A 25634-nucleotide genomic window follows, 5' to 3' on the forward strand; every position below is an offset into this window, starting at 1 on the left:
CATGACGTCGCGGTCAGGTTGCGACGCAACAAGACCGGTATTTTCGGCCGCCGTCAACTGTCTGAAGGCCGGATGTCACGAAACTCGGGAAAAGAGGGACTGAAGGGTGATGCGGCGCCGGCCCGCTCCCGGATCAGGCGTCCTGGGCGGTCAGGCGGGCGGTCTCGTCCCGCAGCCGGCGGGCGATCGACTTCAGCCGGCGCAGGGCCAGATAGGCGTTGCCGGCGGTGGTGAGGGGCCGGGTGAGGGCGTGCATCGGCCAGGGATCACCGCCGAAACGGGTCTTGTAGAACTGCACGCCGGCGCCGAAACACAGCTCCGTGTAGCCCTGCCGCTCGGCCCAGTCGATCAGGCGCGCGAACAGCACCAGCCCCGGCGAGAAGCGGCGCCACTCGTCACCGCCCATGGAGATGAGCGTGGCCGACAGGGCAAGGCCCTCCGACATGGCGCAGATGGCGCCGGCAAAGCGGCTGTCGTCGCGCAGGGCAAAGAGGCGCAGCGGCTGGCGGTTGCCGCCCTCGCGCAGCAGATCGTCGAAATAGCGGACCTGGGCCGGATCCTCTTCCAGCGTGTTGTGCCACTGCTTTTCCTGGAAGCGCAGGCTGCGCTGCCGTCGCAGCTCGGCCATGACATCGGCGCGCTCGGCAGGCGTTGTCGCCTCGACGAAGTCGATCCCCTCGGCCTGGAGCTTGCGGAACTTGCCCCGCGCCTCCTTGTAGACATGCTTGCGCCGCCAGCCGTCCTCGCCCTGCCCGGCCGTCAGGTCGAGCGTGTACATGGGGCAAGGTTCGGTGGCAGGAGCAATGGCATAGAGCGGGTTGAGACGGCCGGCGATGCGCGGCGGGATCTTCTTCACATCGACCAGATCGACGTCGGACAGCGCCTCGATCACATGCGTCCACAGATGCGGCGCGGTCTCGGGATCGAGCTCGACGTCGGCCGCCAGCACCGGGGCGCACTGGTCGAACAGGTCGAAGTCCGGCAGCCCGCCCATGCGGACCGGGCCACGGCGGCTGACGCAGAGCGGGACCATCAGCACGGGACTGCCGAGGCTCTCCTCGCGGATCTCCAGCAGCCGGAGCTGTCCGCCCTGCCCGGTGACGACATGACGCGCCAGCGCGTCCAGCACGGCCGGGGTCTGGAACGGCGTCGCAACCGCCCCGCCGGGCAACGTCTCGTAAAGACGTTCCAGCTGGTCGCGGTCTGGGCTGCGGTGCAGGATCGTTGCAAACCTGCTGCCGGCCTCAGGAATTCTGAACATTGGCACGAGGCGATCCGCAAAACTGGGCTGCACAGGAATCCCCGACACAAACCGATCACTGAAACGCAACCGGGGCGTGCCCGGGATCAATGCCAGCAGCGTAGCCGCGAAGTCTGAATCAATGCTTGATGCTTCGTAAAATCAGCGAGGGACCCCTGAAACGGAAACGCCCGCCGCAGGTCGAGGACTGCGGCGGGCGTGCAGGACGCAAGGCTCGGGCGGGACGGTCAGCCGGTGGCGGCCACCGCGCGACGCTCGTCGCGTTCACGCCGCAGCTCGGAGCGGCGGGTGACCACAGAGGTCACGATCACGGCGACGGTGACGATGCCGACGAGGATGGTACAGGCCGCGTTGATCTCGGGCGTGACCCCGAGGCGCACCTGCGAATAGATCATCATCGGCAGCGTCGTCGCCCCCGGACCGGTGGTGAAGCTTGAGATCACCAGATCGTCGAGCGACAGGGTGAAGGCCAGCATCCAGCCTGCCACCACGCCCGGCAGGATCAGCGGCAGCGTGATGACGAAGAAGGTGCGCGCCGGCGGGCAGCCCAGATCGAGCGCCGCCTCCTCGAGCGAGCGGTCGAAGCCGACGAGCCGCGACTGCACCACCACCGCCACGAAGCACATGGCAAAGGTCGTGTGCGACAGGACGATGGTCCAGAAGCCGCGCGGCTGGTCGATGGCCACGAACAGCAGCAGGAAGGACAGGGCAAGAATGATCTCGGGCATCACCAGCGGCGCGTAGATCATGCCGGAGAACAGGGTGCGCCCCCGGAACCGCCCGAGCCGCACGAGGACCAGCGCCGCCATGGTGCCGAGGACCGTCGCGGCCGTCGCCGACAGGAACGCCACCCGCAAGGACACGAAGGCGGACTGCAGGAGCTGCTGATTGTTCAGAAGCTCGCCATACCACTTGGTCGAGAACCCGGCCCAGACCGTGACCAGCCGGGATTCGTTGAAGGAGAAGATCACGAGGATCAGGATCGGCAGGTACAGGAAGGCAAAGCCGAGCACGATCGACGTGATGTTGAACCAGGAGGGACCCGTTCTCATGCCGCCTTCTCCGCTGTTTTCTGCTGGTGATGCTGGAAGTAGACGATCGGGATGACGAGGATCAGCAGCAGCACCACGGCCACGGCCGAGGAGACCGGCCAGTCGCGGTTGTTGAAGAACTCCATCCAGAGGGTCTTGCCGATCATCAGCGTCTCGGAACCGCCGAGGAGATCCGGGATCACGAACTCGCCCACCGCCGGGATGAACACCAGAAAGCAGCCGGCCACGACACCGGGCAGCGACAGCGGGAAGGTGATGGTCCAGAACGCCTTCCAGGGCGGGCACCCGAGATCCTGCGCAGCCTCGAGCAGGGATTCATCCATCTTCTCGAGGCTGGCATAGAGCGGCAGCACCAGGAACGGCAGATAGGAATAGACAATGCCGATATAGACGGCCGTGTTGGTGTTCAGGATGACCAGCGGCTCGCTGATGACGCCCAGCCACATCAGGAACTGGTTGAGCAGCCCCTCGTTCTTGAGGATGCCGATCCAGGCGTAGACGCGGATCAGGAACGAGGTCCAGAACGGCAGGATGACCAGCATCAGCAGCGTCGGGCGCCAGGCCTTGGGGCTGCGCGCCATGCCATAGGCCAGAGGATACCCCACCAGCAGGGTGATCAGCGTCGCGGTGAAGGCAATGACCACGCTGGACACGTAGGAGCGCCAGTAGAGGTCATCCTCCGTCAGCCAGACATAGTTGGCGAAGTTGAACTCCGACAACGTCTCGACGAACCCGTTCCAGCCGGCCGACCAGTCGAACACCGGCAGGTAGGGCGGGATGGCAACGGCCGTCTGGGACAGCGAAATCTTGAAGACGATGAAGAAGGGCGCCAGGAAGAACACCAGCAGCCACAGATAGGGCACGCCGATCACGAACAGGCGGCCCAGCCTCGTCTTCATCTTGTCCGCGCCAGTCTCTTCCATGGGCGAACTCCCTTTGTGGACTGGCCGTCAGGCCGTGAGGATGACACCGGCATCGCGGCCCCAGCTGAGGACGACCTGATCGTCCCAGGCAATCGGCCGCTCGACGAGACGGGTGCGGTTGGCCACCGTGGAGCGGATGGTCACCGTATCACCGACGCGGGAATGATAGATCGACACATCACCCAGATAGGCGATGTCCCAGACCTCGCCCCGGATCCGGTTGGGCTGCGGAGCGGCATCCGGCTCGGCCAGGGCAATCTGGATCTTCTCGGGACGGATCGCATACCAGACGGTATCGCCCGCCGCGGCCTGGGTCTCGGCACTGGTCTCGATCTCGAAGCCGCCATCGGCCTCGCTCACCGCCAGCCGGGTCACCCCGGCCTCGCGCGAGACGACCTTCGCCTCGAAGAGGTTGATGTCGCCGATGAAGTCGGCAACGAACCGCGAGTTCGGCATCTCGTAGATCTCGCCCGGCGTGGCAATCTGGATGATGCGCCCCGCATCCATGACGGCGATGCGATCGGCCATGGTCATGGCCTCTTCCTGGTCGTGGGTCACGACAAGGAAGGTCATCTTCAGCTCTTCCTGAAGGTTCATCAGCTCGAACTGGGTCTCCTCGCGCAGCTTGCGGTCCAGCGCGCCGAGCGGTTCGTCGAGCAGCAGCACCTTCGGGCGCTTGGCGAGCGAGCGGGCCAGCGCCACGCGCTGGCGCTGGCCGCCGGACAGCTGGTGCGGCTTGCGCCGCGCGAACTTCTCGAGCTTGGTGAGGCGCAGCATCTCGGCCACGCGCTCGTCGATCTTGTCCTTCGCCATGCCTTCCTGCTTCAGGCCGAAGGCGATGTTGGCCTCCACGCTCATGTGCGGGAACAGGGCATAGGACTGGAACATCATGTTGACCGGCCGCCGGTAGGGCGGCACGCCGGCGAGCGGCTGCCCGTCGAGGAAGATCTCGCCCTCGGTCGGGGTCTCGAAGCCGGCAAGCATGCGCATCATGGTGGTCTTGCCGCAGCCCGACCCGCCGAGCAGCGCGAAGAACTCGCGCTCGTAGATCTTCAGGCTGAGGTTGTTGACCGCGACGAAATCACCGAAGCGCTTGGTGACATTGCGAAATTCGATAAACGGAACGGATTGCGGGTTTTCCCAGGGCGCAAACGCCCGCCGCACCGGCCCAATCGGTTTCTTGGCCAAGATTCACCCCCTCGCATAACCACCGCGGCTGCGGCCCTCCGGGGGCCGGCGAAACTTGGCCGAGGCGTCCCATCACGTGATGCGGGCCCGGCGCATCCGCCGGGCCCGCGCTCAGATCAGCTGCCGCTCTTGACCTTGGTCCAGACGCGGTTCTGGACGCGGCTCACCTTGGCGTCCTTCGGCGACACGGTGAACAGCTTCTTGACCGTCGCATCGTCCGGGTAAATCGCGGTGTCCTCGATCACTTCCTTGTTCAGGAGTGCCTGGCTCGCCTTGTTGCCGTTGGCGTAGAACACGTAGTTCGAGGCCTTGGCCGCCACTTCGGGACGCATGATGTAGTTGATGAACTCATGCGCCTCGGCCACGTTCTTGGCGTCGGCCGGGATCGCCATGTTGTCGAACCACATCAGCGCACCTTCCTTCGGGATGGTGTACTGGATGGTCACGCCGTTGTTGGCTTCGGCAGCGCGGTCACGGGCCTGCAGGATGTCACCCGACCAGCCCACGGCCATGCAGATGTCGCCATTGGCCAGCGCGTTGATGTACTCCGAGGAATGGAACTTGCGGATGTAGGGGCGGACCTTCATCAGCAGCTCGCCCGCCTTCTCGATGTCGTCCGGGTTGTTGCTGTCCGGATCAAGACCGAGGTAGTTGAGCGCCGCCGGGACGATTTCCTCCGGCGTGTCGAGCACGAAGATGCCGCAGTCGGCAAACTTCGACACCACTTCCGGCTTGAAGAACATGTCCCAGGAGTTGACGGGCGCATCCGGCATGATCGCCTTGATCTTCTCGACGTTGTAGCCGATGCCCGTGGTGCCCCACATGTAGTTGATGGCGTATTCGTTGCCCGGGTCGTACTTGGCCAGACGCTCCTCGATGTCCTTCCACATGTTGCCGATGTTCGTCAGCTTCGACTTGTCGAGCTTCTGGAACACGCCGGCCTGGATCTGGCGGCCGAGGAAGGAACCCGTCGGAACGACGATGTCGAAGCCGGTGCCGCCGGCGAGCAGCTTGGTCTCCAGCATCTCGTTGCTGTCGAAGACCGAGTAGTTGACCTTGATCCCGGTCTCCTTGGTGAAGTCCTCCAGGATCGATTCGTCAATGTAGTCCGACCAGTTGTAAACGTTGACGACGCGTTCCTGCGCAAGAGCCGGACCCGCGATGACGGCGAGCGCCGCAGCGCCCATGAGAATGGTCTTCAACATGCCTTTTCGTCTCCACTCCAGCCTGTCTGTCTTTGCCCGCAAGCCCCAGTTTCCGCCGCTTTGCGGCTTGATCTTGTGAACGCCCTTGTCGCGCGTCCGCGCGACATAAATGCGACATTCCGCCCTGAGACTAAAAGCGAAATCCTCCATGCTCAACAGTTGGTTGGAGGAGCTGTGATGTTTTTTCAGGCATGCACAGCTCCTCAACCGGTCACTCTTTCGGCATCACAGATAGGTCTGCCGCTCCAGCGATGAAATCTCGCGGCCGAAGGCGTTCAGCTCCTCGCGCTTGATGTCGGTCAGGACCTTGTGCATGTGGGCGCCGACCGCCTCCTTCATGCGCTCCGAGGCGACGAAGGCGTCAATGGCCTCGTCCATCCACGGCGTCAGCCGCTTGAAGCCCTTGTCATAGGCATTGCCTTCCACCGGCGGCGGCGGCTCGGCCTTGGCCTTGAGCCCTTCCAGCATGCCGGCGAGCACGCCGGTCAGCACCAGATAGGGGTTGGCGTCCGCACCTGCGATCCGGTGCTCGATGCGCGAGGCCGACGGCTTGCTGGCGGGAACGCGCAGGGCCACGGAGCGGTTGTCGAAGCCCCAGCAGATCGAGGTCGGGGCGTAGGAGCCCGGCTGCATGCGCCGGAACCCGTTGAAGGTGCAGATGTAGAGCAGCAACGACTGCGGCATCGTGTCGATCAGGCCGGCGATCGCGTGCATGAGCTTCTTCTCGCCCTCCACCGGATCGGCGAAGATGTTGCCCTTCTTGTCCTCCAGCGACACGTGCACGTGCATGCCGTTGCCCGGCCAGTCGGCAAAGGGCTTGGCCATGAAGGACGCCTTGAGCTTGTGCTTGCGCGCCACGCCCGACACAAGCCGGCGCAGCAGCACCGCATCGTCGGCGGCCAGCAGCGGGTCGTTGCGGTGATGCAGGTTCAGCTCGAACTGGCCGGGCGCGGCTTCCGACACGGCCGCATCGGCCGGAATGCCCTGCAGCTCGGCGCCGGCCCGGATCTCGTCGACCAGCGGCATGAGGGATTCCAGGTCCGACAGCGCATACATGTTCTGCCGCGCCGGCCCCAGATGGGTGGAGAACAGCGGCTTGGGCGGACCGCTCCAGTCGCCGTCGCTTTCCTCGAAGAGATAGAATTCCATCTCGAAGGCCGAGGTGCCGGTGAGGCCGTGCTCGGCGAGCTTGCCGGTCATGCGGGCGAGCACATGGCGCGGGTCGATGAGGAAGGGACTGCCGGCGCGGTCATACATGTGCATGAGCACCTGGGCGGTCTTGCGCTCGGTCCAGGGCACGATCTTGAGGGTGCGGGCGATCGGCCAGCAGACGCCGTCCATGTCGCCGGTCTCGATGTGCAGGCCGGTCTCCTCGACCTCGCGTCCCCAGACGTCGAGGCCGAACAGGGCGAAGGGCAGCGCGACGCCCTCCTCGAAGACCTTGCGGATGGCGGTGCCGGGCAGCCACTTGCCCCGCAGCACGCCGTTGGTATCGGGCAGGATGACCTCGAACGTGTCAATGTCCGGATGTTCGGCGAGGAAGCTTTCCAGCACCTCTTCCCAGCCCTCGTCGGCCGGGCGAACCCAGGTCTGGCGGGGGACTGTTTGCATGTCGGTTCTCCTTGGGCTGCCCGCCGCACGGCCCCCTTCCCTCGGAAGAGGCGTTGCGGCGGCGCTTTCGATCATTGCGAAACCGACGAAAATGTGATCACGTCCGGAACAGGCTGTCAAGGAAGCGCCACCGCAAGAGATGCTGCAACGCACGCAACGGAACCCGACGGTGGTCGCCGGCAGCCACGCCCCCGCACATCAGGACCCAGGACGCCCCATGCCCCGCAGCCCGACCCCGCCCCCCGACCCGCGGCCGTCCAACGGCAGGCCGCCCGTGCCGCCCGACACGGGCCCCGTCACTGGTCCTGTCACTGGCCCTGTCACCGGACTTCCCGGCGGACTGGCCAGCGGACTGGCTACCCCCTCCGCGCCGGGCCGCAGGCTGGCGCGGGACCATGTCGAGCAGAGCCTGCGCACGGCCCTGCTGACCGGCCGCTTCATCCCCGGCAAGGCGGTCACGCTGCGCGGACTGGCGCAGGATCTGGGCGTCAGCCCGATGCCGGTGCGCGAGGCCATCCAGCGGCTTGCGGCCGAGAACGCGCTGCATCTCAAGCCGAGCGGCCGGGTGCAGGTGCCCGAGATGACCGAGAGCCGGTTCGAGGAAATCCTTGCCACACGGGTGCTTCTGGAGCCGGAACTGGCCAGACGGGCGCTGCCCTTTCTGGACAAGGCGGCAGCGCGCGACCTGGAGGACATCGACCTGAAGATGGACGTCAGCATCGCCACCGGCGACCCGGAGGCCTACCTGACGCAGAACCATGCCTTCCATTTCCGGATCTATGGCGCGGCCCGCTCGCAGGTGATGCTGCCGCTGGTGGAAAGCCTGTGGCTGCAGTTCGCCCCCTACATGCGCACGGTTTACGGCCGGGTGGGAACGGCGATCCTGATCGACCACCACAAGGAGGCCGTGCGCGCCATCCGGGCGCGGGACGGCGAGGCCCTGGCGGCCGCGATCCAGGCCGACATCCAGGAAGGCATGAGCTTCCTCGACCGCGCCGGCGCCCCCGCCCCGCGCCCCACGACGCTCCCCACAACGCCCCTGGCCGGGCCTGCCCTGCCCCCCGCGCCCGCGGCCCCCGGCGGCGCGCCCGCCGCCCCGGGCCCGCGACGCCGGGCCGGCGGCCGGCGCCCCCGCTCCGGACAGGAGGGGGGTTGACGAACGCAGTTTTGTGATCACAAAATACGATCTGTTGGAACGCTTCGGCACTCCCGTCTGGCGACGGCCCTTGCACAGTTCCGGCGACCGCGTGCCTTGACGGAACGCGCGACCGGGGCAAGATGCGGCGGCCTCCGCTGCGTGCCCCAGGCCGGGGCCGGCAGACCGGATCACGCCTTATCAGGAGCCTACCCGTGAGCAAGAAGAAGAAAGCCCCGACCCTGACCAGCCTGCGCGGGGTGGCTGACATGGACGCTGCGCAGACCTGGCTCGCCGAGCGCGGGATCGAGGACATCGAGTGCATCGTGCCCGATCTTGCCGGCGTTGCCCGGGGCAAGATGATGCCGACGCAGAAATTCATCTCCGGTCCGGTGATGACGATGCCGTCCTCCATCTTCGCCCAGACGATCTCCGGCGACTATCCGGAGGACGACGACCGTTTCCAGCACAACCCCATCGACGGCGACCTCTACTTCCGCCCGGACTTCTCGACGCTCACGACCGTGCCGTGGGAAACCGACCCGACGGCGCAGCTCATCCATGACGCCTACACGCGCGACGGCATCCCGGTGGAAACCGCGCCGCGCAACGTGCTGAAGCGCGTGCTCGGGCTCTACGAGGAAAAGGGCTGGATGCCGGTGGTCGCGCCGGAAATCGAGTTCTACCTGGTGCGTCCGAACACCGATCCGGACTATCCGCTGGAGCCGCCGACCGGCCGTTCGGGCCGTCCGGAAGCCGGCCGCCAGTCCTATTCGATCTCGGCGCTGAACGAGTTCGACGACCTCATCGACGACATCTATGACCTGTCGGAAAAGCAGGGCCTCGAGATCGACACGCTGATCCACGAGGAAGGCGCGGCGCAGATGGAGATCAACCTGCGCCATGGCCACCCGCTGGAGCTGGCCGACCAGGTCTTCCTGTTCAAGCGCACCATCCGTGAAGCCGCGCTCAGGCACGACATGTACGCCACCTTCATGGCCAAGCCGATGTCGAACCAGCCGGGGTCGGCGATGCACATCCACCAGTCGGTGACCGACATCGAGACGGGGGAGAACATCTTCTCCAACAAGGATGGCGAGGCGACGCGCGAGTTCCTGTCCTTCATCGCCGGTCACCAGCAGTACCTGCCGCATGTGACCTGCATCATGGCGCCCTTCGTGAACTCCTACCGCCGCTTCTCGCGCAACACGGCGGCGCCGGTGAACGTGTTCTGGGGCTACGACAACCGCACCGTCGGCCTGCGCGTGCCCTATTCCAAGCCGAATGCGCGGCGCCTCGAGAACCGCGTGCCGGGCTCGGACGTGAACCCCTATCTCGCCATCGCGGCCTCGCTCGCCTGCGGCTATCTCGGCATCGAGAACAAGCTGCAGCCCGACGAGCCGCGCATGTCGGACGCCAGCAACATCCAGCAGTCGCTGCCGCGCGGCCTGATGGAGGCGCTGGCCCTGTTCGAGGAATGCGAGGATCTCGTCGAGGTGTTCGGCGAGAAGTTCTTCGCCACCTACCGCGCGATCAAGCAGGAAGAATTTGAAACCTTCATGTCGGTGATCAGCCCCTGGGAACGGGAATACCTGCTGCTCAACGTGTGACCTGAGGGCGCGGGGCCTGCCCCCGCGCCACCCCTTGCTACCGGAGTTCGAGATGACGGCTGTATCCAATCGCTATCCGACCGCGCAGCTGCGCGCGCTGGACGCGGCACACCACTTCCACCCGTTCACCGACACCAAGGCGCTGAACGCGGAAGGCAGCCGGATCATCACCGCCGCCAAGGGCGTGTGGCTGACGGATTCGGATGGCAACCGCATTCTCGACGGCATGGCCGGCCTGTGGTGCGCCCAGGTGGGCCATGGCCGGGAGGAAATCGCCGATGCGGTGCACCGGCAGATGACCGAGCTGTCCTACTACAACACCTTCTTCAAGACGACGCATCCGCCGGTGATCGCGCTGGCGGAAAAGCTCGCCGAAGTGTCGCCGCCGCAGTTCAACCGGACGTTCTTCTGCTCCTCGGGCTCGGAAGCCAACGACACCGTGTTCCGCATGGTCCGCTTCTACTGGGACCAGATGGGCAAGCCGGAGAAGAAGATCATCATCGGCCGCTGGAACGGCTATCACGGCTCCACGCTGGCCGGCACCAGCCTCGGCGGCATGAAGGCCATGCATGAGCAGGGCGACCTGCCGGTGCCGGGCGTGCGCCACATCCCGCAGCCCTACTGGTTCGGCGAAGGCGGCGACATGAGCCCGGCCGAATTCGGCATCTGGGCGGCGCGCGAGCTGGAAAAGGCCATCGACCACCATGGCGAGGACAAGGTTGCCGCCTTCATCGCCGAACCGATCCAGGGGGCGGGCGGCGTCATCATCCCGCCGGAGACCTACTGGCCGGAGGTGCAGCGCATCCTGAAGGAGCGCGACATCCTGTTCGTCGCCGACGAGGTGATCTGCGGTTTCGGCCGGCTCGGCACCTGGTTCGGCTCGGAGTATTACGGCATCGAGCCCGACCTGATGCCGATCGCCAAGGGCCTGACCTCCGGCTACCTGCCGATGGGCGGCGTGCTCGTCTCCGACAAGGTGGCGGCCGGCGTCATCGACAAGGGCGGCGAGTTCTACCACGGCTACACCTATTCGGGGCATCCGGCCTGCGCGGCCGCAGCCCTGGCGAACCTGGAGATCATCCAGCGCGAGAAGCTGGTGGAGCGTGTCGCCAATGACATCGGCCCCTACCTGCAGGCGCGCTGGCGGGCGCTCGGCGAGCATCCGCTGGTCGGCGAGGCGCGGATGACGGGTCTTGTCGGTGCGCTCGAGCTGGTGCCGGAAAAGGGCAACCGCAAGAAGGCCTTCCCGAACACGGGAACGGTCGGCACGATGTGCCGCGACATCTCCTTCCGCAACGGCCTGATCATGCGCGCGGTGCGCGACAGCATGATCATCTCGCCGCCGCTCGTCATCACCCACGGCGAGGCCGACCAGCTGGTGGCCATCGCCAAGAAGACGCTGGACGACACCCATGCCGAGCTGAAGCGCCGCGGCATGATCTGAGGCCGGCGTCGATCGCCGAAGGACTTGAACATATCAACCCCGCCAGACTTCTGGCGGGGTTTTTGATTTCAGCCACGGTCGTCCTTCCGGACAAGGTGAGCGGAGCGAACCGCCGATCCGGAACCCAGCATGTCTGTGCGAGTGCAAGCCGGCTCTGATCCCTGCCGCATGGACAGGCCCAGGAGCGGCACTGGAGCGGCGTTGTCGCGGATCGCGCGGCTGACGTCTGGATCAGGCCCGGCGCTTCGCTGGCGCCCGGCCGGGTCGGGATAACGGCCGGATTGCTGGCGGGGCGTTTGTCCAGTCCGTGCATCCGCCGCGAAAGCCGCCGGATCGTGACAGGGGTCACATCCTGCCCGAGGCGACCTGATACTCTCGGTCCTGTCGGTCGTCACAGGCGGCTGCGGTCGCAAACCGGCCGCCAGCCGCCCCGCCAGACCCGCAGGACGGCCGCTCGGGCAGAAGGATCAGGATCATGTCGAACACCATGCAGAAGACCGTCGCCGCCCTGACGCTGATTGCCGGAGCCGTGCTGATCCTCACCACCGGCGCGGAGGCCGCAGAGCGCGGTCATCCCGGCCTCGACGCGGAGGCAGCCCTCGCCGGCAGCCTCATCGCCAGTGGCCTCGTCGCCGGTAGCCTTGTCGGCCTGGCCCTCGTGACCCCGCTTGCAAGATCAACCCCGGCCGCACCGGCGCGGGTGGCGCTGCGGCGCGACTGAGAGCGCAAGCCGCCGGGCAGCCTCCCTTGCCCCGCCGCGCGGGACGCAGGGGACGGGAGACGAGAACGTCAGGTCACGATCTGCAGGTTCCGACGTTCAGGTCGCAGTTTTCAGGATCGTTTTCTGGGGCCGTTTTTGGGGCCGTTTTTTTGGGCCGGAATTTTTTAGGGCCGGATCTATTGGGCCACGCTTTTTTGAGGCAGCAGTTTTCAGACGTCCTTTTCAGCATGACCGTTTCAGATGCAGGGCCGTGTTTTCAAGCCCTGGCCACCGCCGAAAGGCAGCCGCAAGGCCACCAGGAGGCCTCGCCCGATCCGGGCGGGGCCTTCTGCCTGTTCGGACGGGAGCAGGCCGGAGGGGATGCGGTCAGGCCTGAGACTTGCGCCGCGCGGCGCGGACCGCAGATTCCAGCGCCTGCAGGAAGCGCGACCGGTCGAGCCGGGAAAAGGATGGCCCGCTTTCGCGGATCTCGCCGGCCTCGCGCAGCTGGGTCTTCAGGTCCCGCATGGCCAGTGCCATGCCCACGTCGTGGAAGGGTCGCCCGGTGGGACCAAGAACGTCCGCCCCGCCCTTGACGCAGCGCGCCGCGAGCGGGACGTCGGCCGTGACGACCACATCGCCGGGCCGGACCGCCTCGGCAATCCAGTCATCAGCCTTGTCGAGGCCGCCGGGCACGATGACCCGCTCCACACCGGGGTCGTCGGGCAGGCGCATCCAGGCGTTGGAGACGAAGACGATGCGCAGGCCGTGGCGGGCACCAACCCGGGCGGCCTCCTCCTTCACGGGGCAGGCGTCGGCATCGACATACAGCACGGTCATGACGGGGTTCCTCCGGCCTGGCCGGTGTCGCGGGCGAGAGCCGCGGCCATGCCGCGGGCCGCAGCAAGCCCGGTGGCAAAACACGCCTGCAGCAGATATCCCCCCGTGGGCGCCTCCCAGTCGAGCATCTCGCCGGCCACGTGAACATCGGGGCGGACCTTGAGCGAATAGTCGGCCGCGACCGCCGACCAGGCCACACCGCCGGCGCTGGAGATGGCCCTGTCCATGCCGGCAGTGCCGGTCAGGCGGACCGGCAGCGCCTTGATCTGGGCCGCCAGATCCTCCGGCGCCTCGAGCCGGGGCGTGAGCGCCCGCACCAGGGCCTGTTCCACCGGCGTGAGCCCCGCTGCCTTGCGCAGGAAGGTCGAGCGCGACTGCTTGCCGCGCGGCCGCGCAAGCCGCCGGGCCAGCTCGTCCGCATCGAGATCCGGCCTGAGGTCGAGCTCGAGCAGAGCCTCGCCCTCGGCCGCGAGCGTGTCGCGCAGGGCAGCGGACAGGGCATAGACGAGACCGCCCTCGAGCCCCTGACGGGTGAGCACGGCCTCGCCCCGGACCGTGTGCCCGCGATGCCGGGCGGCGAGCCGCTTCAGCGGCGTGCCCGCAAAGCCCGCAACAAGATCCGCCGGCCAGTCCACGGTGAAGCCGCAATTGGCCGGCTGGAAGGGAACAAGCTCGACCCCTTCGGACCGCAGCGGCGTGGCCCAGCCGCCGGTGCTGCCGAGACGCGGCCAGCTGGCGCCGCCCAGCGCGAGCAGCGTGACGCGCGCCGCCATGAGCCGCGGGCTGCCATCGGCCGCAAGGAAGCGGGACGTGCCCGGCCCGGCGAACCCGTCCCAGACAAGGCGGGAGATCAGGCGGACGCCCCGTGCCTCCAGCCGCGACAGCCAGGCGCGCAGGAAGGGCGAGGCCTTCATGGCGCGCGGGAAGACGCGACCGCTGCTGCCGATGAAGGTCTCCTGGCCCAGATCGAGGGCAAAGGCGCGCAGGGCATCGGGATTAAAGGCGCGAATGGCCGGCTCCAGCGCCGCCGCAGCCGGGCCGTAGCGCGTGAGAAAGCGCTCGAGCGGCTCGGAATGGGTGAGGTTGAGACCACCGCGTCCGGCCATCAGGAACTTGCGCGCCGGCGAGGGCATGCGGTCGCAGACGGTGACGGCGTGGCCCAGTCCGGCCAGATGGTCGGCCGCCATCAGGCCTGCCGGTCCGGCCCCGATGATCAGCACCTCGGCCTGGTCGGGGGCAGCGCGGCTTGGGCTGGTGTCTTGCGGCATGAGGCAGGGATCCCGGGGGGTGAGTGAGGCCGCGAGTTTTGCCCTGTCCCGGCTCGGGGCGCAACCGCCCTGCAGCAGAACGGGCAGCCGGACCAACCGGCGGCGGCGGGCGAAGGGGCGAGCGGCCGGATCGGGCGGCGTGACAGGCCCATTGCTTCAACTTTAGCGATCCGGTTTGCCAGATGAAAAGGTTATTCCTGAAAATGAAACAGAAAAAATGTTTTATTAGGAGATTACGCCGCCTCATATCCCTAGGTAAGGAAGCAGAAGGCCATAACAAACGCCAGCGACAAATACAGTCGTCCGGCGAACCTGGCAAGAGGGTGACACGAAAGGAGCATCAGCGATGCATGAAGTGTCAAACCAGATCCTCGTGGTGGACGGCGACGCCAAGGTAACGTCTGCCTTCCAGCAGCTTCTCGGCCAGAAGTACAAGATCGCATCCGCCGCGAGCTCGCTGGAAGCTTCGATCTTTCTCGACGGCCATCCGAACATCGGCGTCGTCATCGCCGCGCTGCACCTGCCCGGCATCGACGGCATCGACTTCCTGCGCGGGCTGATCGAGACGCACCCGGCGGCGGCCCGCATCCTGCTCACCAACGACCGCACCGTCGAGGTGGCCAAGCGGGCCGTGAACGAAGCCAATGTGCTGATGTATCTCAACAAGCCCTGCGCGGTGGAGGAGATGGAAGCGGCCATCGCCAACGGCCTGACGCACCATGCCCGGGTCATCCGCGAGCGGGCGCTGCTGGAGAAGACGCTGGCCGGCTCGGTCAAGCTGCTGATCGAGATGCTGTCCCTGTTCCATTCGGATGCCTTCCGCAAGACCGCGACCATCCGCCAGTGGGCGCTGAAGATCGCCAAGGCGCTGAACATCAAGAAGACCTGGGAGCTGGAGATGGCGGTGATGTTCTCGCCGCTCGGCGAGGCCCTGCTGCCCAAGGACATCCTGTCCCGCTACCGCTCCGCCAAGTCGCTGACCGATCCGCAGCGCGAGCTGCTGTCGCGGGCGCCGGAACAGACCCGCGACCTGCTGCGCAACATCCCGCAGTTCGAGCGGATCGCCGACGTGCTGTACTATTCCGGTCGCGGCTTCGATGGTTCGGGCTTTCCCGCCGACGGGCCGGTCGGCAAGGACATTCCGCTCAACTCGCGGATCCTCAAGATCCTCACCGACCTGTGGTACGCGAGCCCGGACAGCGGCCTGGACATGGCGGCGCTGGAGGCGCTGTCGATCAACCGCAGGCAGTATGATCCGCGCCTGCTGGCGCTGGTGCGCGAGACGCTGCTGGCCGACGAGCTGGACAAGTCGCAGGAGATCAAGATCGTGGCCTGCCACATCCGCGCCCTGCACCCGGGCGACGTGCTGGTGGACGACATCCTGACCGACGGGACGCACGAGCTGGTGCTCTCCCGCGGACACCAGCTGACGGAGACGACGATCAAGCGGCTGGCCCAGTTCGACCGGCTGTCCGGCCTCCGCCAGCCCATCCGGGTGCGCCGCATCGAACGGGCCGCGGAAGCCGTTCCGGCCTAGCGGTCCACCGGGGGCCGGGCGGCGCGCAGCTCGGCCTCATAGGCCTTGGCCACGCGCAGGAAGCGGGCGTGGGCGTAGTTGACCGACAGCACCAGCCCCCACCAGCCGTAGCGGACATACCGGCGCGCCACATAGGCCTTGAGGAAGGCGAAGGGAAACTCGGTGACGAGGCGCCAGCGCGGCAGGGAGCGGCTGCGGGCCTGCATGTCGTTGACCTGCATGGTCGAGTAGCGGTTGTACTTCTCGACCTGGAAGGTGAGCGACCGGATCGAGTGATGCGCGACGACGCCCTTGAGATCCGCCAGCCTGGCACCGGGCTCCGGCCGCACGGTGTCGTGCACCGTGGAGGCGGAGAAGCGGCCCTTGCGCCGGTCATAGAGCCGGATCTGGTGATAGCCATAGGCCCAGGCGGCCGGTTCGGCCTCATGCGCATAGACATCCCGGATCATCACCCGCCAGCCGTCGGCCGCCAGATGGCCACCGGAGCCGACCAGCGTGCGGATCTCCCCGGCAAGGCCGGCCGTCACCACTTCGTCAGCGTCCAGATTGAACAGCCAGTCGTTGCGGCACTGGTCCTCGCCGAAGCGCTTCTGCGGGCCGTAGCCCGGCCAGGGATTGAAGACCACGCGCGCGCCCTCGGCCTCGGCCACCGCCACCGTCGCATCGACCGAGCCGCTGTCGATGACGATGACTTCGTCAACCCAGTCGCGCACCGAGCGGATCGTCTCGGCGATGCGGTCCGCCTCGTCACGGGCGATGATGAAGACGGACAGGGGCAGACGCTCGCTCATGGATCCTGCTTTCGGCGCTCGGGTCTCTCCCTGTAGTCAAAAACGGCTGGAGGCGGAAGGGGGCGGCCGGCGGAGGCGGGCGCGCTTGCGGACAGAAGCAAAAGAGCCGGGAGGGATGCCCCGCCCGGCCCGGACTGATCGCAAAGCACTGAAACACGTCAAAGGGTCATTGCCAACGTCGCCTGTATCGCAACGGCAGGTGACAGCTTGATGAAGCGCAGCGCTGCGGCCGCGAAATAATTCCGCAACGCAACATCCGCCAAACGGTGGATGCACAAGTGACTGGAAAGGCGTGCCGGCGGCGCTCTATCTTCGCAGCAAGTCAGCTTGTGACTTGCCCCCTGCCCGGCCCGTTGAACCGACACGGCCGGACCGGGGCGTCAGACCCCAGCACAGCGCCGCGCACCGCCGACGCCAGGGAAGGATCAGGAACATGACCGCAGCCATCGTGGGTTGGGCCCATCTGCCCTTCGGCAAGCATGCCGAGGAAACCGTCGAGAGCATGATCGTCAAGGCCGCCGCCGACGCGATCCGGGACGCCGGCATCGAGCCGCAGGACGTGGGCGAGATCTATCTCGGCCATTTCAACGCCGGCTTCTCGGCGCAGGACTTCACCGCCTCGCTGGTGCTGCAGGCCGATCCGGCCCTGCGCTTCAAGCCTGCCACCCGCGTCGAGAACGCCTGCGCCACCGGCTCGGCCGCCGTGCATCAGGGCGTGCGTGCGATCGCCACGGGCGCGGCCCGCTTCGTGCTCGTGGTCGGCGTCGAGCAGATGACGACGACGCCGGGACCGGAGGTCGGCCGCAACCTGCTGAAGGCCTCGTATCTCAAGGAAGAGGGCGACATCCCGGCCGGTTTCGCCGGCGTCTTCGGCAAGATCGCCGACGCCTATTTCCAGCGCCACGGCGACCAGTCCGACGCGCTGGCGAAGATCGCGGCCAAGAACCACAGGAACGGCGTCAACAACCCTTACGCCCAGATGCGCAAGGACTTCGGCTTCGAGTTCTGCCGCCAGGAAAGCGACAAGAACCCCTTCGTCGCCGGCCCCTTGAAGCGCACGGACTGCTCGCTGGTCTCCGACGGGGCGGCGGCGCTGGTGCTGACCGATCCGGCCACCGCGCTCGGCATGAAGAAGGCCGTTGCCTTCCGCGCCATGGCGCATGTGCAGGACTTCCTGCCGATGTCGAAGCGCGACATCCTGAAGTTCGAGGGCTGCCAGGCCGCCTGGGGCAAGGCGCTGGCCAATGCCCGGCTGACGCTGGATGATCTCTCCTTCGTCGAGACGCATGACTGCTTCACCATCGCCGAGCTGATCGAGTACGAGGCCATGGGCCTGGTGAAGGAAGGCGACGGCGCCCGCGCCATCCTGGAAGGCTGGACCGAGATGGACGGCAAGCTGCCGGTCAACCCCTCCGGCGGCCTGAAGGCCAAGGGCCACCCGATCGGCGCCACCGGCGTGTCGATGCATGTGCTGACCGCGATGCAGCTGACCGGCGAGGCCGGCGGCATCCAGGTGAAGGACGCCTCGATCGGCGGCATCTTCAACATGGGCGGCGCGGCCGTCGCCAACTATGTCTCGATCCTGCAGGCGATGAAGTAAGGACCGCCCCGGAGCGCCCGCCTCGCGAAGATGCGCAGGGCGGGCGGCCGGATGCACCGGCCCTGCCCCGCCGTTTCCGGCAAAATTCGCTGCTACAGGAGCATTTTCTCCCCGGGTTCAGAACTTTGAAAAACAATGCCCGGCATTTTGCGCGGCGTGCCGGTATTGTGAGCATAGTTTTTCATCGCCCGGAGTGCGGCCATGTCCGTTCGCAGCGAAACGACCGATCTGAAGCGCCTGTCGCGCCTCGACGTGTTCCCCGCCTTCCACAAGGTGGCGGACCGTCGCGTCGTGGTGGTCGGTCATGGCGGCGAGGCGGCGGCGAAGGTGCGGCTGCTGGGCGAGACCAACGCCCTCATCGAGGTGGTGTCCGCGGAGATCGAGCCGGAGCTGGCCGAGGTCATCGCCGCCGTCGGCGCGCATCACATTGCCGAGGATTTCCGCCCGCGCCACCTGAACGGTGCGGCGCTGGTGTTCTCCGCCCGCGAGGACGAGCGGCTGGACCGCGCAGTCGTCGAGGCCGCCCGCATTCTCGGTGTTCCGGCCAACGCCGTCGACAAGCCGGAGCTCTGCGACTTCTACACCGGCGCGCTGGTCAACCGCGCCCCGATTGCCGTGGCCATCACCTCCACCGGCGTCGGTCCCGTGCTGGCCCGGCATATCCGCGCCCGCATCGAGGGCCTGCTGCCGCGCTCGACCGGTGATCTTGCCCGTCTGGCCGAGAGCCTGCGCGAGACCGCCGCCCGCGTCCTGACCGATGGCGCGACGCGCCGCCGCTTCTGGGCAAAGTTCTTCTCCGGCCCCGTTGCCACCAATTTCTATGCCGGCCGCCCGGATGTGGCGCGCGTGGAAGCGCAGCGCCTGCTGAACGCGGCCCAGGACGAGAGCGGTTTCGTCTGGCTGGTGGGCGCCGGTCCCGGTGCCGAGGATCTGCTGACCCTGCGGGCCCAGCGCCTGCTGCAGGAAGCCGATGTCATCGTCCATGACGCGCTGGTGCCGGACGCCGTGGTGGCCATGGGCCGGCGCGATGCGCAGCGCATTTCGGTCGGCAAGCGCAAGGGCGCCCATTCCGTGCCGCAGGACCAGATCAACACCGTGCTGGTCGAGCTGGCGCAGGAGGGCCACAAGGTGGTGCGCCTGAAGGCCGGCGATCCGCTGGTGTTCGGCCGGGCGGGCGAGGAAATGGACGCCCTGCGCGCCGCCGGCATCGGCTTTGAAGTCGTGCCCGGCGTCACCGCCGCCTTTGCCGCCGCCGCCTCGGCCCAGATCCCGCTGACCCTGCGCGGGGTCGCCTCGACGCTGGTGTTTGCCACCGGCCACAACGCCGACAGCGAGACCCTGCCCGACTGGGCCGGCCTGGCGCTGAAGGGCGCGACCGTTGCCGTCTACATGGGCCGCACCGTGGCCGCTGCGGTGTCGCAGCGGCTGATCGAGGCCGGCCTTGCGGCCACCACGCCGGTCGCCATCATCGAGAACGCCGCCCATCCGGAGGAGCGCCAGTTTGCCGGCACGCTCGCCGACCTGCCGGCGCTCGGTGAGCGGACCGACATTTCCGGCGCGACGCTGATCGTCATCGGCGAGGCGGTTGCGCAGGCTGCGCTTGCAAAGGCCGAACCGATTGCCGCGCGCGCGCGGGCCATCATCGCCGCCTGACGGCACCGAACAGGACGCCGCCCGTCGCGGGGCGGCCCGAGGAGAGAGGAATGAAGGTCATCACCGCCAACCGTCTGATCGACGGCGAGGTCGTGTTTCTGGGCGCTGACGGCACCTGGGTCGAGCTGATCGGCGCGGCGCGCGTGCTTGCGGACAAGGACGAGATCGCCGCCGCGCTCGCCCTTGGCGCACAGGCTGTTGCGGCCCGGCTGATCGTCGAGCCGTACGAGATCGACGTGATCGAGACCGACGGCCGGCTCGAGCCGGCGCGGTTCCGCGAGAAGATCCGCGCCGCCGGCCCCACCACCCATCCCGCCCTTGGCAAGCAGGCCCGCGAGACTGCCTGACAACGAGATTTGCGGGGGAAGACCACGAAGCCTTCCGCCTGCCGGAGACGCGCCATGTACCGCTACGATGAATTCGACCAGGCCTTCGTTCAGGAACGCACCGCGCAGTTCGCCGACCAGGTGCGCCGCCGCCTCTCGGGTGAGCTGTCTGAAGAAGAGTTCCGGCCGCTGCGGCTGATGAACGGACTTTACCTGCAGCTGCACGCCTACATGCTGCGCGTCGCCATTCCCTATGGCACGCTGAACAGCCGCCAGATGCGCAAGCTGGCGCATATCGCGCGCACCTATGACAAGGGCTATGGCCACTTCACCACGCGCCAGAACATCCAGTTCAACTGGCCGAGCCTGAAGGACACGCCGCGCATCCTGGAAGAGCTGGCCGAAGTCGAGATGCATGCCATCCAGACCTCCGGCAACTGCATCCGCAACGTGACGGCGGATCATTTCGCCGGCGCGGCCGCCGACGAGATCGCCGATCCGCGCCCCTATGCGGAGATCCTGCGCCAGTGGTCGTCGCTGCATCCGGAATTCTCGTTCCTGCCGCGCAAGTTCAAGGTCGCCATCACCGGCGCGCCGCATGACCGCGCCGCCGTGCAGGTGCATGACATCGGCCTGCAGCTGACCCGCAACGAGGCCGGCGAGATCGGCTTTGTCGTCTTCGTCGGCGGCGGTCTTGGCCGCACGCCGATGATCGGCCGCAAGGTGCGCGACTTCCTCCCCGAGGAAGACCTCCTGGCCTATTCGGAAGCGATCCTGCGCGTCTACAACCGCTATGGCCGCCGCGACAACAAGTACAAGGCGCGCATCAAGATCCTCGTGCACGAGACGGGCCTTGAGGATCTGAAGGCGGATATCGAGGCGGAGTTCGAGAAGATCCGCTTCGGCATCCTGCGCCTGCCGGACGCGGAAGTGCGCCGCATCGAGACCTATTTCGCCCCGCCGCAGCTGGACCCGCGCGCCGGGACGAGCGCCAAGGTCGAGGCGCGCAAGGCCACCGACCCGGCCTTCGCCCGCTTCGTGGCGCACAACCTCAACCCGCACCGGGTGCCGGGCTACACCAGCGTGACCCTGTCGATGAAGCCGATCGGCGGCATCCCGGGCGACGCGACCGACGCGCAGATGGACGTGATCGCCAATCTCGCCGAGGGCTATGCCTTCGACGAGATCCGCATCAGCCACGAGCAGAACGTCATCCTGCCGCATGTGGCGCTTGATGACCTCCCGGAAATCTTCGACGTGCTGGTGAAGACCGGCATGGCGGAGGGCAATGCCGGGCTCATCACCGACATCATCGCCTGCCCCGGCATGGACTATTGCGCCCTTGCCACGGCCCGCTCCATCCCGGTGGCACAGCGGATTTCCGAACGCTTCGGCGCGCCGGAGCGGCAGAGCGACATCGGCGAGCTGAAGATCAAGATCTCCGGCTGCATCAACGCCTGCGGCCATCACCATGTCGGCCACATCGGCATTCTCGGCCTCGAGAAGAAGGGCGAGGAGTTCTACCAGATCACGCTCGGCGGCTCGGCCGACGAGCAGTCCTCGATCGGCGAGATCATCGGCCGCGGCTTCTCCTCCGACGAGGTGGTGGACGCCATCGAGACGCTGGTGGACACCTACCTGAAGCTGCGCAGCTCGAAGGACGAGACTTTCCTGCAGGTCTACCGCCGCCTTGGTGAAGACCCGTTCAAGGAGGCGCTCTATGGGGCTGAGTGATCTGGCCGGTCTGGCCCTCGACCCGGATCTGGGGGCGGGCGCGGAAGCCCGCGCCTTTGCGGCCCAGTATGACGGCGCGGCGCCGCTCGAGATCCTGAGCGACGCCATCACCAGCCACTACCGTGGCCGCATCGCGCTGGTGTCATCCTTCGGGGCCGACTCGGCCGTGCTGCTGCATATGGTGGCGGCGGTTGATCCGTCGACGCCGGTTCTGTTCGTCGACACGGGCAAGCTGTTCTCGCAGACGCTGCGCTACCGCGATACGCTGGTGGAACATCTTGGCCTCACCGATGTGCGCGTCGCGCGGCCCGAGCGGGACGAGCTGACCGCCATCGACCCGGCCGGCATGCTCTGGATGACCGACACGGATGCCTGCTGCAACGTGCGCAAGGTGCTGCCGCTGGCCCGCGCGCTGAAGGGCTTTGACGCCTGGATCTCCGGCCGCAAGCGGTTCCAGAGCGCCACCCGCGCTGCCCTGCCCGTGTTCGAGGCCGAGGATGGCCGCGTCAAGGTCAACCCGCTCGCCAACTGGACGGCGGCCGACATTCTCGGCTACGCCAAGGCGCATGACCTGCCGCCGCATCCGCTGGTCGCCGAGGGCTATCCGTCCATCGGCTGCCTGCCCTGCACCGACAAGGTCGCCCCGGGGGAAGACCCGCGCGCCGGACGCTGGCGCGGTCAGGCCAAGACCGAATGCGGCATCCATCTTTCCCTGTCCGCCAGCCCGCTGCCGGGCCAGGGCAACACCTGACGCTGCAAGGACGCATCCCGCATGACCAAGATCTACGCCAATGGCGCCTTTACCGAAGAAGCCTGGGTGCGCCTTGAGGCCGACGAGACGCTGCCGGCCCATCCCTTCGCCGACGGCCAGCGTCGCAAGGTGTCGCTGGCCCGGTTCCTCGCCGATCCTGCGGCCGTGATCGCTGCCGGAGACGATGCGGCCGTGGTGATTGCGGCCGGCGAGGACGTGCAGCAGCTGGAGCCGCATCTGGCCCGTCTGCCGCGCGTGCTGGTGGAATTTCCGAAGTTCACCGACGGGCGCGGCTTTTCTGCGGCCCGCATCCTGCGCGAACAGCTCGGCTACGCCGGGGACATCCGCGCCATCGGCGACTTCATCCTTGACCAGATCCCGCTGATGCGCCGCTGCGGCGTGTCCAGCTTCGAGATCGTCAAGCCGCAGATCGAGGCGGCGCTGAAGGCCGGCCACTGGCCCGAGGTGACGCATTACCTGCAGCCGGTGGGCACGGTCGCCGAGATCCCCGCCGGCACGCGGCCCTGGGCCCGCCGCCCTGCCGCCCCGCAGAAGCCGACGCAGGCAGCCGGGTAACCCCGCCGCCTGCCCTGCCGCCTGCCCCGCCGCCTGCCTGGCAACTGTCGTGCCGGCGCGCAGGACGGGTGTGCTCGTGACTGGTGCGCCGGGTCCCGGTGCGGTCCTGCGCCGATCCGGTGGCCGCTCAGATGCAGCGGCCGCCGTCCACCTCAAGCGCCACGCCCGTGATGAACTCGGCCTCGTCGGAGGCGAGCCACAGCGCGGCATTGGCCATGTCCGTCGGCTTCGACAGGCGGCCAAGCGGGATCGAGGCCTTGAACTGCGCCCGCTTCTCCGGCGTGTCCTCGCCCATGAAGAGATGCAGCATGCCCGTCTCGCCGGCCACGGGGCAGAGCGCGTTGACGCGGATGTTCTTTGGCGCCAGCTCGGCCGCCATCGACTTGGAGGCGGTGATCGCCCAGCCCTTGGAGGCGTTGTACCAGGTGAGACCCGGACGGGGGCGCAGGCCGGCAGTCGAGGCGGTGGTGAGGATGACGCCGCCGCCCTGGGCTTCCATGATGGGCACGACGGCGAGGGTGGACAGGTAGATCGCCTTGGCGTTGACGGCGAGGATGCGGTCGAACTCCTCTTCCGAGACCTCGAGCAGTGACTTGTTGCGGTGGGAATAGCCGGCGTTGTTGATGAGGATGTCGAGCCGGCCGAAGCCCCCGGATGCGGCCTTGATCATGCGCTCGACATCGGCGCGCAGCGTGACGTCGGCGGTCACCGCGACGGCAGAGGCGCCGATCTCGCCGGCGACGCGGGCCGCGGCGTCGCCGTTCAGATCCGCCACCACGACCCTTGCGCCTTCCTCGGCAAAGCGTTTGGCCATGCCCTCGCCGAAGCCGGACCCCGCCCCGGTGATCACCGCCACCTTGCCCTTCAGCCTGTCTGCCATGCCTGTTCCTCCCCGGTTTCGATTAGTTATTTTGCCGGCTAACCATGGCGCAGGACGAGGGTCTTGGTCGCCGAGAATTCATACAGCGCCTCGAAGCCCTTTTCGCGGCCGTGGCCGGATTTCTTGAAGCCGCCGAAGGGCAGCTCGATGCCGCCGCCCGCGCCATAGGCGTTGACGAAGACCTGACCGGCGCGGACCTGCCGCGCGACGCGCAGGGCGCGCTGGCCGTCGCGGCTCCACACGCCGGCGACCAGGCCGTAGTCGGTGCCATTGGCCAGCCGGACCGCCTCGGCCTCGTCGCGGAAGGGGATCAGCGACAGGACCGGGCCGAACACTTCCTCGCGCGCCAGCACATGGTCCGGCGGGACGGGACCGTAGATCCGGGCCGGCACGTAGAAGCCGCCCTGCGGGGCATCGGGGGCGATGGCGCCTTCGGCAATGAGGGGAATGCCGTCGCTGGCCGCCCGCTCGACAAAGGACCGCACCCGGCGCAGCTGGCCTTCCGAGATGAGGGGGCCGAGATCAAGATCGCGGTCATGGGGACCGGCGACCAGCGTGCGCACGCGGGCGCGCAAGGCCTCGGCGAGCGGCGGCCAGAGGCCCTGCTGCACCAGGACCCGGCTGCCGGCCGAACAGGTCTGGCCGCAGTTCTGGAAGATGGCGTTGAGGATGACCGGCACGGCCTGTTCGAGATCGGCATCCTCGAAAACGATCTGGGGCGACTTGCCGCCCAGTTCCAGCGTGCAGCCGATGTGGTTGCGCGCCGCCGCCGTCTGGATCAGCACGCCGACGTCGGGCGAGCCGGTAAAGGTGAGGAAATCAAGGCCCGGATGGTTGGCAAGGGCAGCGCCGGCCTCGTGGCCGAACCCCGGAACCACGTTGAAGACGCCGGCCGGAAAGCCGGCTGCCAGCGCCAGCTCGCCGACGCGCAGGACGCTGAGGCAGGCCTCCTCCGCCGGCTTCAGCACCAGCGTGTTGCCCATGGCGAGCGCGGCCCCGGCGACGCGGCCCATGATCTGCGCCGGATAATTCCACGGGATGATGCCGCCGACGACGCCGAGCGGTTCGCGCAGGGTCATGGCGAGGAAGCCGTCGGCGGTGGGAATGGTGTCGCCCGTCACCTTGTCGGCCGCGCCGCCGTAGAACTCGAAATAGCGGGCGAGGGCGAGGATGTCGGCCTTGCCCTGGCGCAGCGGCTTGCCGGTGTCGAGCGACTCGAGAGCCGCCAGTTCCCCGGCGTGGTCGCTGACGAGGGCCGAGAGCCGGGTGAGCAGACGGCCCCGCTCCAGCGCGGTGAGGCGTGGCCAGGGGCCCTCGTCGAACGCGCGGCGGGCGCTGGCAACGGCCCGGCCGACATCGGCGGCGTCGCAGCGCGGGATGCGGGCGATGAGCCGGCCATCGGAGGGGCAGAGGCTGTCGAAGCGGTCATCCCCGGTGGCCGGGCCGACCGTGCCGTCGATGACGGCGCCCGGCCGCAGTATCTCGCCTGTGTGGCCCGTTCCCTCCGGCATCGCTGCGTCTCCCGCGTCGGTTGTCCCCGGAACGCTAG

Annotated in this window: 22 protein-coding genes; 11 read left to right on the top strand and 11 right to left on the bottom strand. The window is 67.5% G+C overall.

The features are described from left to right. Positions 1-133: 133 nt before the first annotated feature. From GWI72_RS12445 to GWI72_RS12470, 6 genes are all read right to left on the bottom strand, one after another. A complete protein-coding gene (locus tag GWI72_RS12445; protein ID WP_161708814.1) occupies positions 134-1261 on the bottom strand; it encodes a GNAT family N-acetyltransferase in 1128 nt (375 codons plus the stop codon). A gap of 227 nt (positions 1262-1488) precedes the next feature. Next, the gene (locus GWI72_RS12450; RefSeq protein WP_161676520.1) at positions 1489-2313 is read right to left on the bottom strand and encodes an ABC transporter permease; all 825 of its coding nucleotides are present in this window, start codon (positions 2311-2313) and stop codon (positions 1489-1491) included. Further along, entirely contained in the window at positions 2310-3236 is a 927-nt protein-coding gene (locus GWI72_RS12455; RefSeq protein WP_161676521.1) for an ABC transporter permease subunit, read from the bottom strand. Before GWI72_RS12455 ends, GWI72_RS12450 begins: the two co-directional genes overlap by 4 nt. Positions 3237-3263: 27 nt before the next feature. Next, positions 3264-4424: an ABC transporter ATP-binding protein gene (locus GWI72_RS12460; protein WP_161676522.1), complete on the bottom strand. Its 1161-nt coding sequence runs from the start codon at positions 4422-4424 to the stop codon at positions 3264-3266. 116 nt (positions 4425-4540) lie between these two features. Then, positions 4541-5626 carry a polyamine ABC transporter substrate-binding protein gene (locus GWI72_RS12465; protein ID WP_390806624.1) on the bottom strand — a complete coding sequence of 362 codons (1086 nt, stop codon included), beginning with the start codon at positions 5624-5626 and terminating at the stop codon, positions 4541-4543. Positions 5627-5854: 228 nt separating this feature from the next. Further along, positions 5855-7240, bottom strand: coding sequence for a glutamine synthetase family protein (locus GWI72_RS12470; RefSeq protein WP_161708816.1), 1386 nt, complete (start codon positions 7238-7240; stop codon positions 5855-5857). A gap of 217 nt (positions 7241-7457) precedes the next feature. Between GWI72_RS12470 and GWI72_RS12475 the strand changes: the two genes are divergently transcribed. The 4 genes from GWI72_RS12475 (at position 7458) to GWI72_RS12490 (ending at position 12150) form a co-directional block, all read left to right on the top strand. Then, the gene (locus GWI72_RS12475) at positions 7458-8396 is read left to right on the top strand and encodes a GntR family transcriptional regulator (protein WP_161708817.1); all 939 of its coding nucleotides are present in this window, start codon (positions 7458-7460) and stop codon (positions 8394-8396) included. 122 nt (positions 8397-8518) lie between these two features. Beyond that, complete coding sequence (locus GWI72_RS12480; protein WP_161676526.1) at positions 8519-9985, top strand: glutamine synthetase family protein; 1467 nt, start codon at positions 8519-8521, stop codon at positions 9983-9985. A gap of 52 nt (positions 9986-10037) precedes the next feature. Then, entirely contained in the window at positions 10038-11429 is a 1392-nt protein-coding gene (locus GWI72_RS12485) for an aspartate aminotransferase family protein (protein WP_161676527.1), read from the top strand. 475 nt (positions 11430-11904) lie between these two features. Then, the gene (locus GWI72_RS12490; protein WP_161676528.1) at positions 11905-12150 is read left to right on the top strand and encodes a hypothetical protein; all 246 of its coding nucleotides are present in this window, start codon (positions 11905-11907) and stop codon (positions 12148-12150) included. Positions 12151-12516: 366 nt separating this feature from the next. Here GWI72_RS12490 and GWI72_RS12495 read toward each other — a convergent pair whose 3' ends face one another. Both GWI72_RS12495 and GWI72_RS12500 read right to left on the bottom strand, forming a co-directional pair. Then, positions 12517-12969, bottom strand: a complete 453-nt coding sequence (locus GWI72_RS12495; protein ID WP_161708818.1) for a YaiI/YqxD family protein — start codon at positions 12967-12969, stop codon at positions 12517-12519. Beyond that, on the bottom strand, positions 12966-14237 hold the full coding sequence (locus GWI72_RS12500) for a BaiN/RdsA family NAD(P)/FAD-dependent oxidoreductase (protein ID WP_161708819.1): 1272 nt from the start codon (positions 14235-14237) through the stop codon (positions 12966-12968). The genes GWI72_RS12495 and GWI72_RS12500 overlap by 4 nt, the downstream gene beginning before the upstream one ends. A 346-nt stretch (positions 14238-14583) precedes the next feature. On the opposite strand from GWI72_RS12500, the gene GWI72_RS12505 reads away from it, so the two are divergent. Beyond that, positions 14584-15774, top strand: coding sequence for an HD domain-containing phosphohydrolase (locus GWI72_RS12505; protein ID WP_161708820.1), 1191 nt, complete (start codon positions 14584-14586; stop codon positions 15772-15774). On the opposite strand, the gene GWI72_RS12510 is transcribed toward GWI72_RS12505, so the two are convergent. Beyond that, entirely contained in the window at positions 15771-16565 is a 795-nt protein-coding gene (locus tag GWI72_RS12510) for a glycosyltransferase family 2 protein (RefSeq protein WP_161676532.1), read from the bottom strand. The genes GWI72_RS12505 and GWI72_RS12510 overlap by 4 nt on opposite strands. A gap of 433 nt (positions 16566-16998) precedes the next feature. On the opposite strand from GWI72_RS12510, the gene GWI72_RS12515 reads away from it, so the two are divergent. The 6 genes from GWI72_RS12515 (at position 16999) to GWI72_RS12540 (ending at position 23205) form a co-directional block, all read left to right on the top strand. Further along, positions 16999-18165 (top strand): acetyl-CoA acetyltransferase, encoded by a 1167-nt coding sequence (locus GWI72_RS12515; protein ID WP_161676533.1) that lies wholly within the window; start codon positions 16999-17001, stop codon positions 18163-18165. 201 nt (positions 18166-18366) lie between these two features. Then, positions 18367-19818 carry a siroheme synthase CysG gene (cysG, locus tag GWI72_RS12520; protein WP_161676534.1) on the top strand — a complete coding sequence of 484 codons (1452 nt, stop codon included), beginning with the start codon at positions 18367-18369 and terminating at the stop codon, positions 19816-19818. Between the two features lie 50 nt (positions 19819-19868). Continuing rightward, positions 19869-20165 (top strand): DUF2849 domain-containing protein, encoded by a 297-nt coding sequence (locus GWI72_RS12525; RefSeq protein WP_161676535.1) that lies wholly within the window; start codon positions 19869-19871, stop codon positions 20163-20165. Between the two features lie 54 nt (positions 20166-20219). Next, positions 20220-21878, top strand: coding sequence for a nitrite/sulfite reductase (locus GWI72_RS12530; protein ID WP_161708821.1), 1659 nt, complete (start codon positions 20220-20222; stop codon positions 21876-21878). After that, the gene (locus GWI72_RS12535) at positions 21865-22629 is read left to right on the top strand and encodes a phosphoadenylyl-sulfate reductase (RefSeq protein WP_161708822.1); all 765 of its coding nucleotides are present in this window, start codon (positions 21865-21867) and stop codon (positions 22627-22629) included. Before GWI72_RS12530 ends, GWI72_RS12535 begins: the two co-directional genes overlap by 14 nt. 21 nt (positions 22630-22650) lie before the next feature. After that, positions 22651-23205 (top strand): DUF934 domain-containing protein, encoded by a 555-nt coding sequence (locus GWI72_RS12540; RefSeq protein ID WP_161676538.1) that lies wholly within the window; start codon positions 22651-22653, stop codon positions 23203-23205. A gap of 127 nt (positions 23206-23332) precedes the next feature. On the opposite strand, the gene GWI72_RS12545 is transcribed toward GWI72_RS12540, so the two are convergent. Continuing rightward, on the bottom strand, positions 23333-24085 hold the full coding sequence (locus GWI72_RS12545; RefSeq protein ID WP_161708823.1) for an SDR family oxidoreductase: 753 nt from the start codon (positions 24083-24085) through the stop codon (positions 23333-23335). Positions 24086-24123: 38 nt separating this feature from the next. Continuing rightward, a complete protein-coding gene (locus GWI72_RS12550; RefSeq protein WP_161708824.1) occupies positions 24124-25596 on the bottom strand; it encodes an aldehyde dehydrogenase family protein in 1473 nt (490 codons plus the stop codon). Positions 25597-25634 lie beyond the last annotated feature (38 nt).

Origin of the sequence: Pannonibacter sp. XCT-53 (genome assembly GCF_009915765.1) — a bacterium.
Classification (GTDB): domain Bacteria; phylum Pseudomonadota; class Alphaproteobacteria; order Rhizobiales; family Stappiaceae; genus Pannonibacter; species Pannonibacter tanglangensis.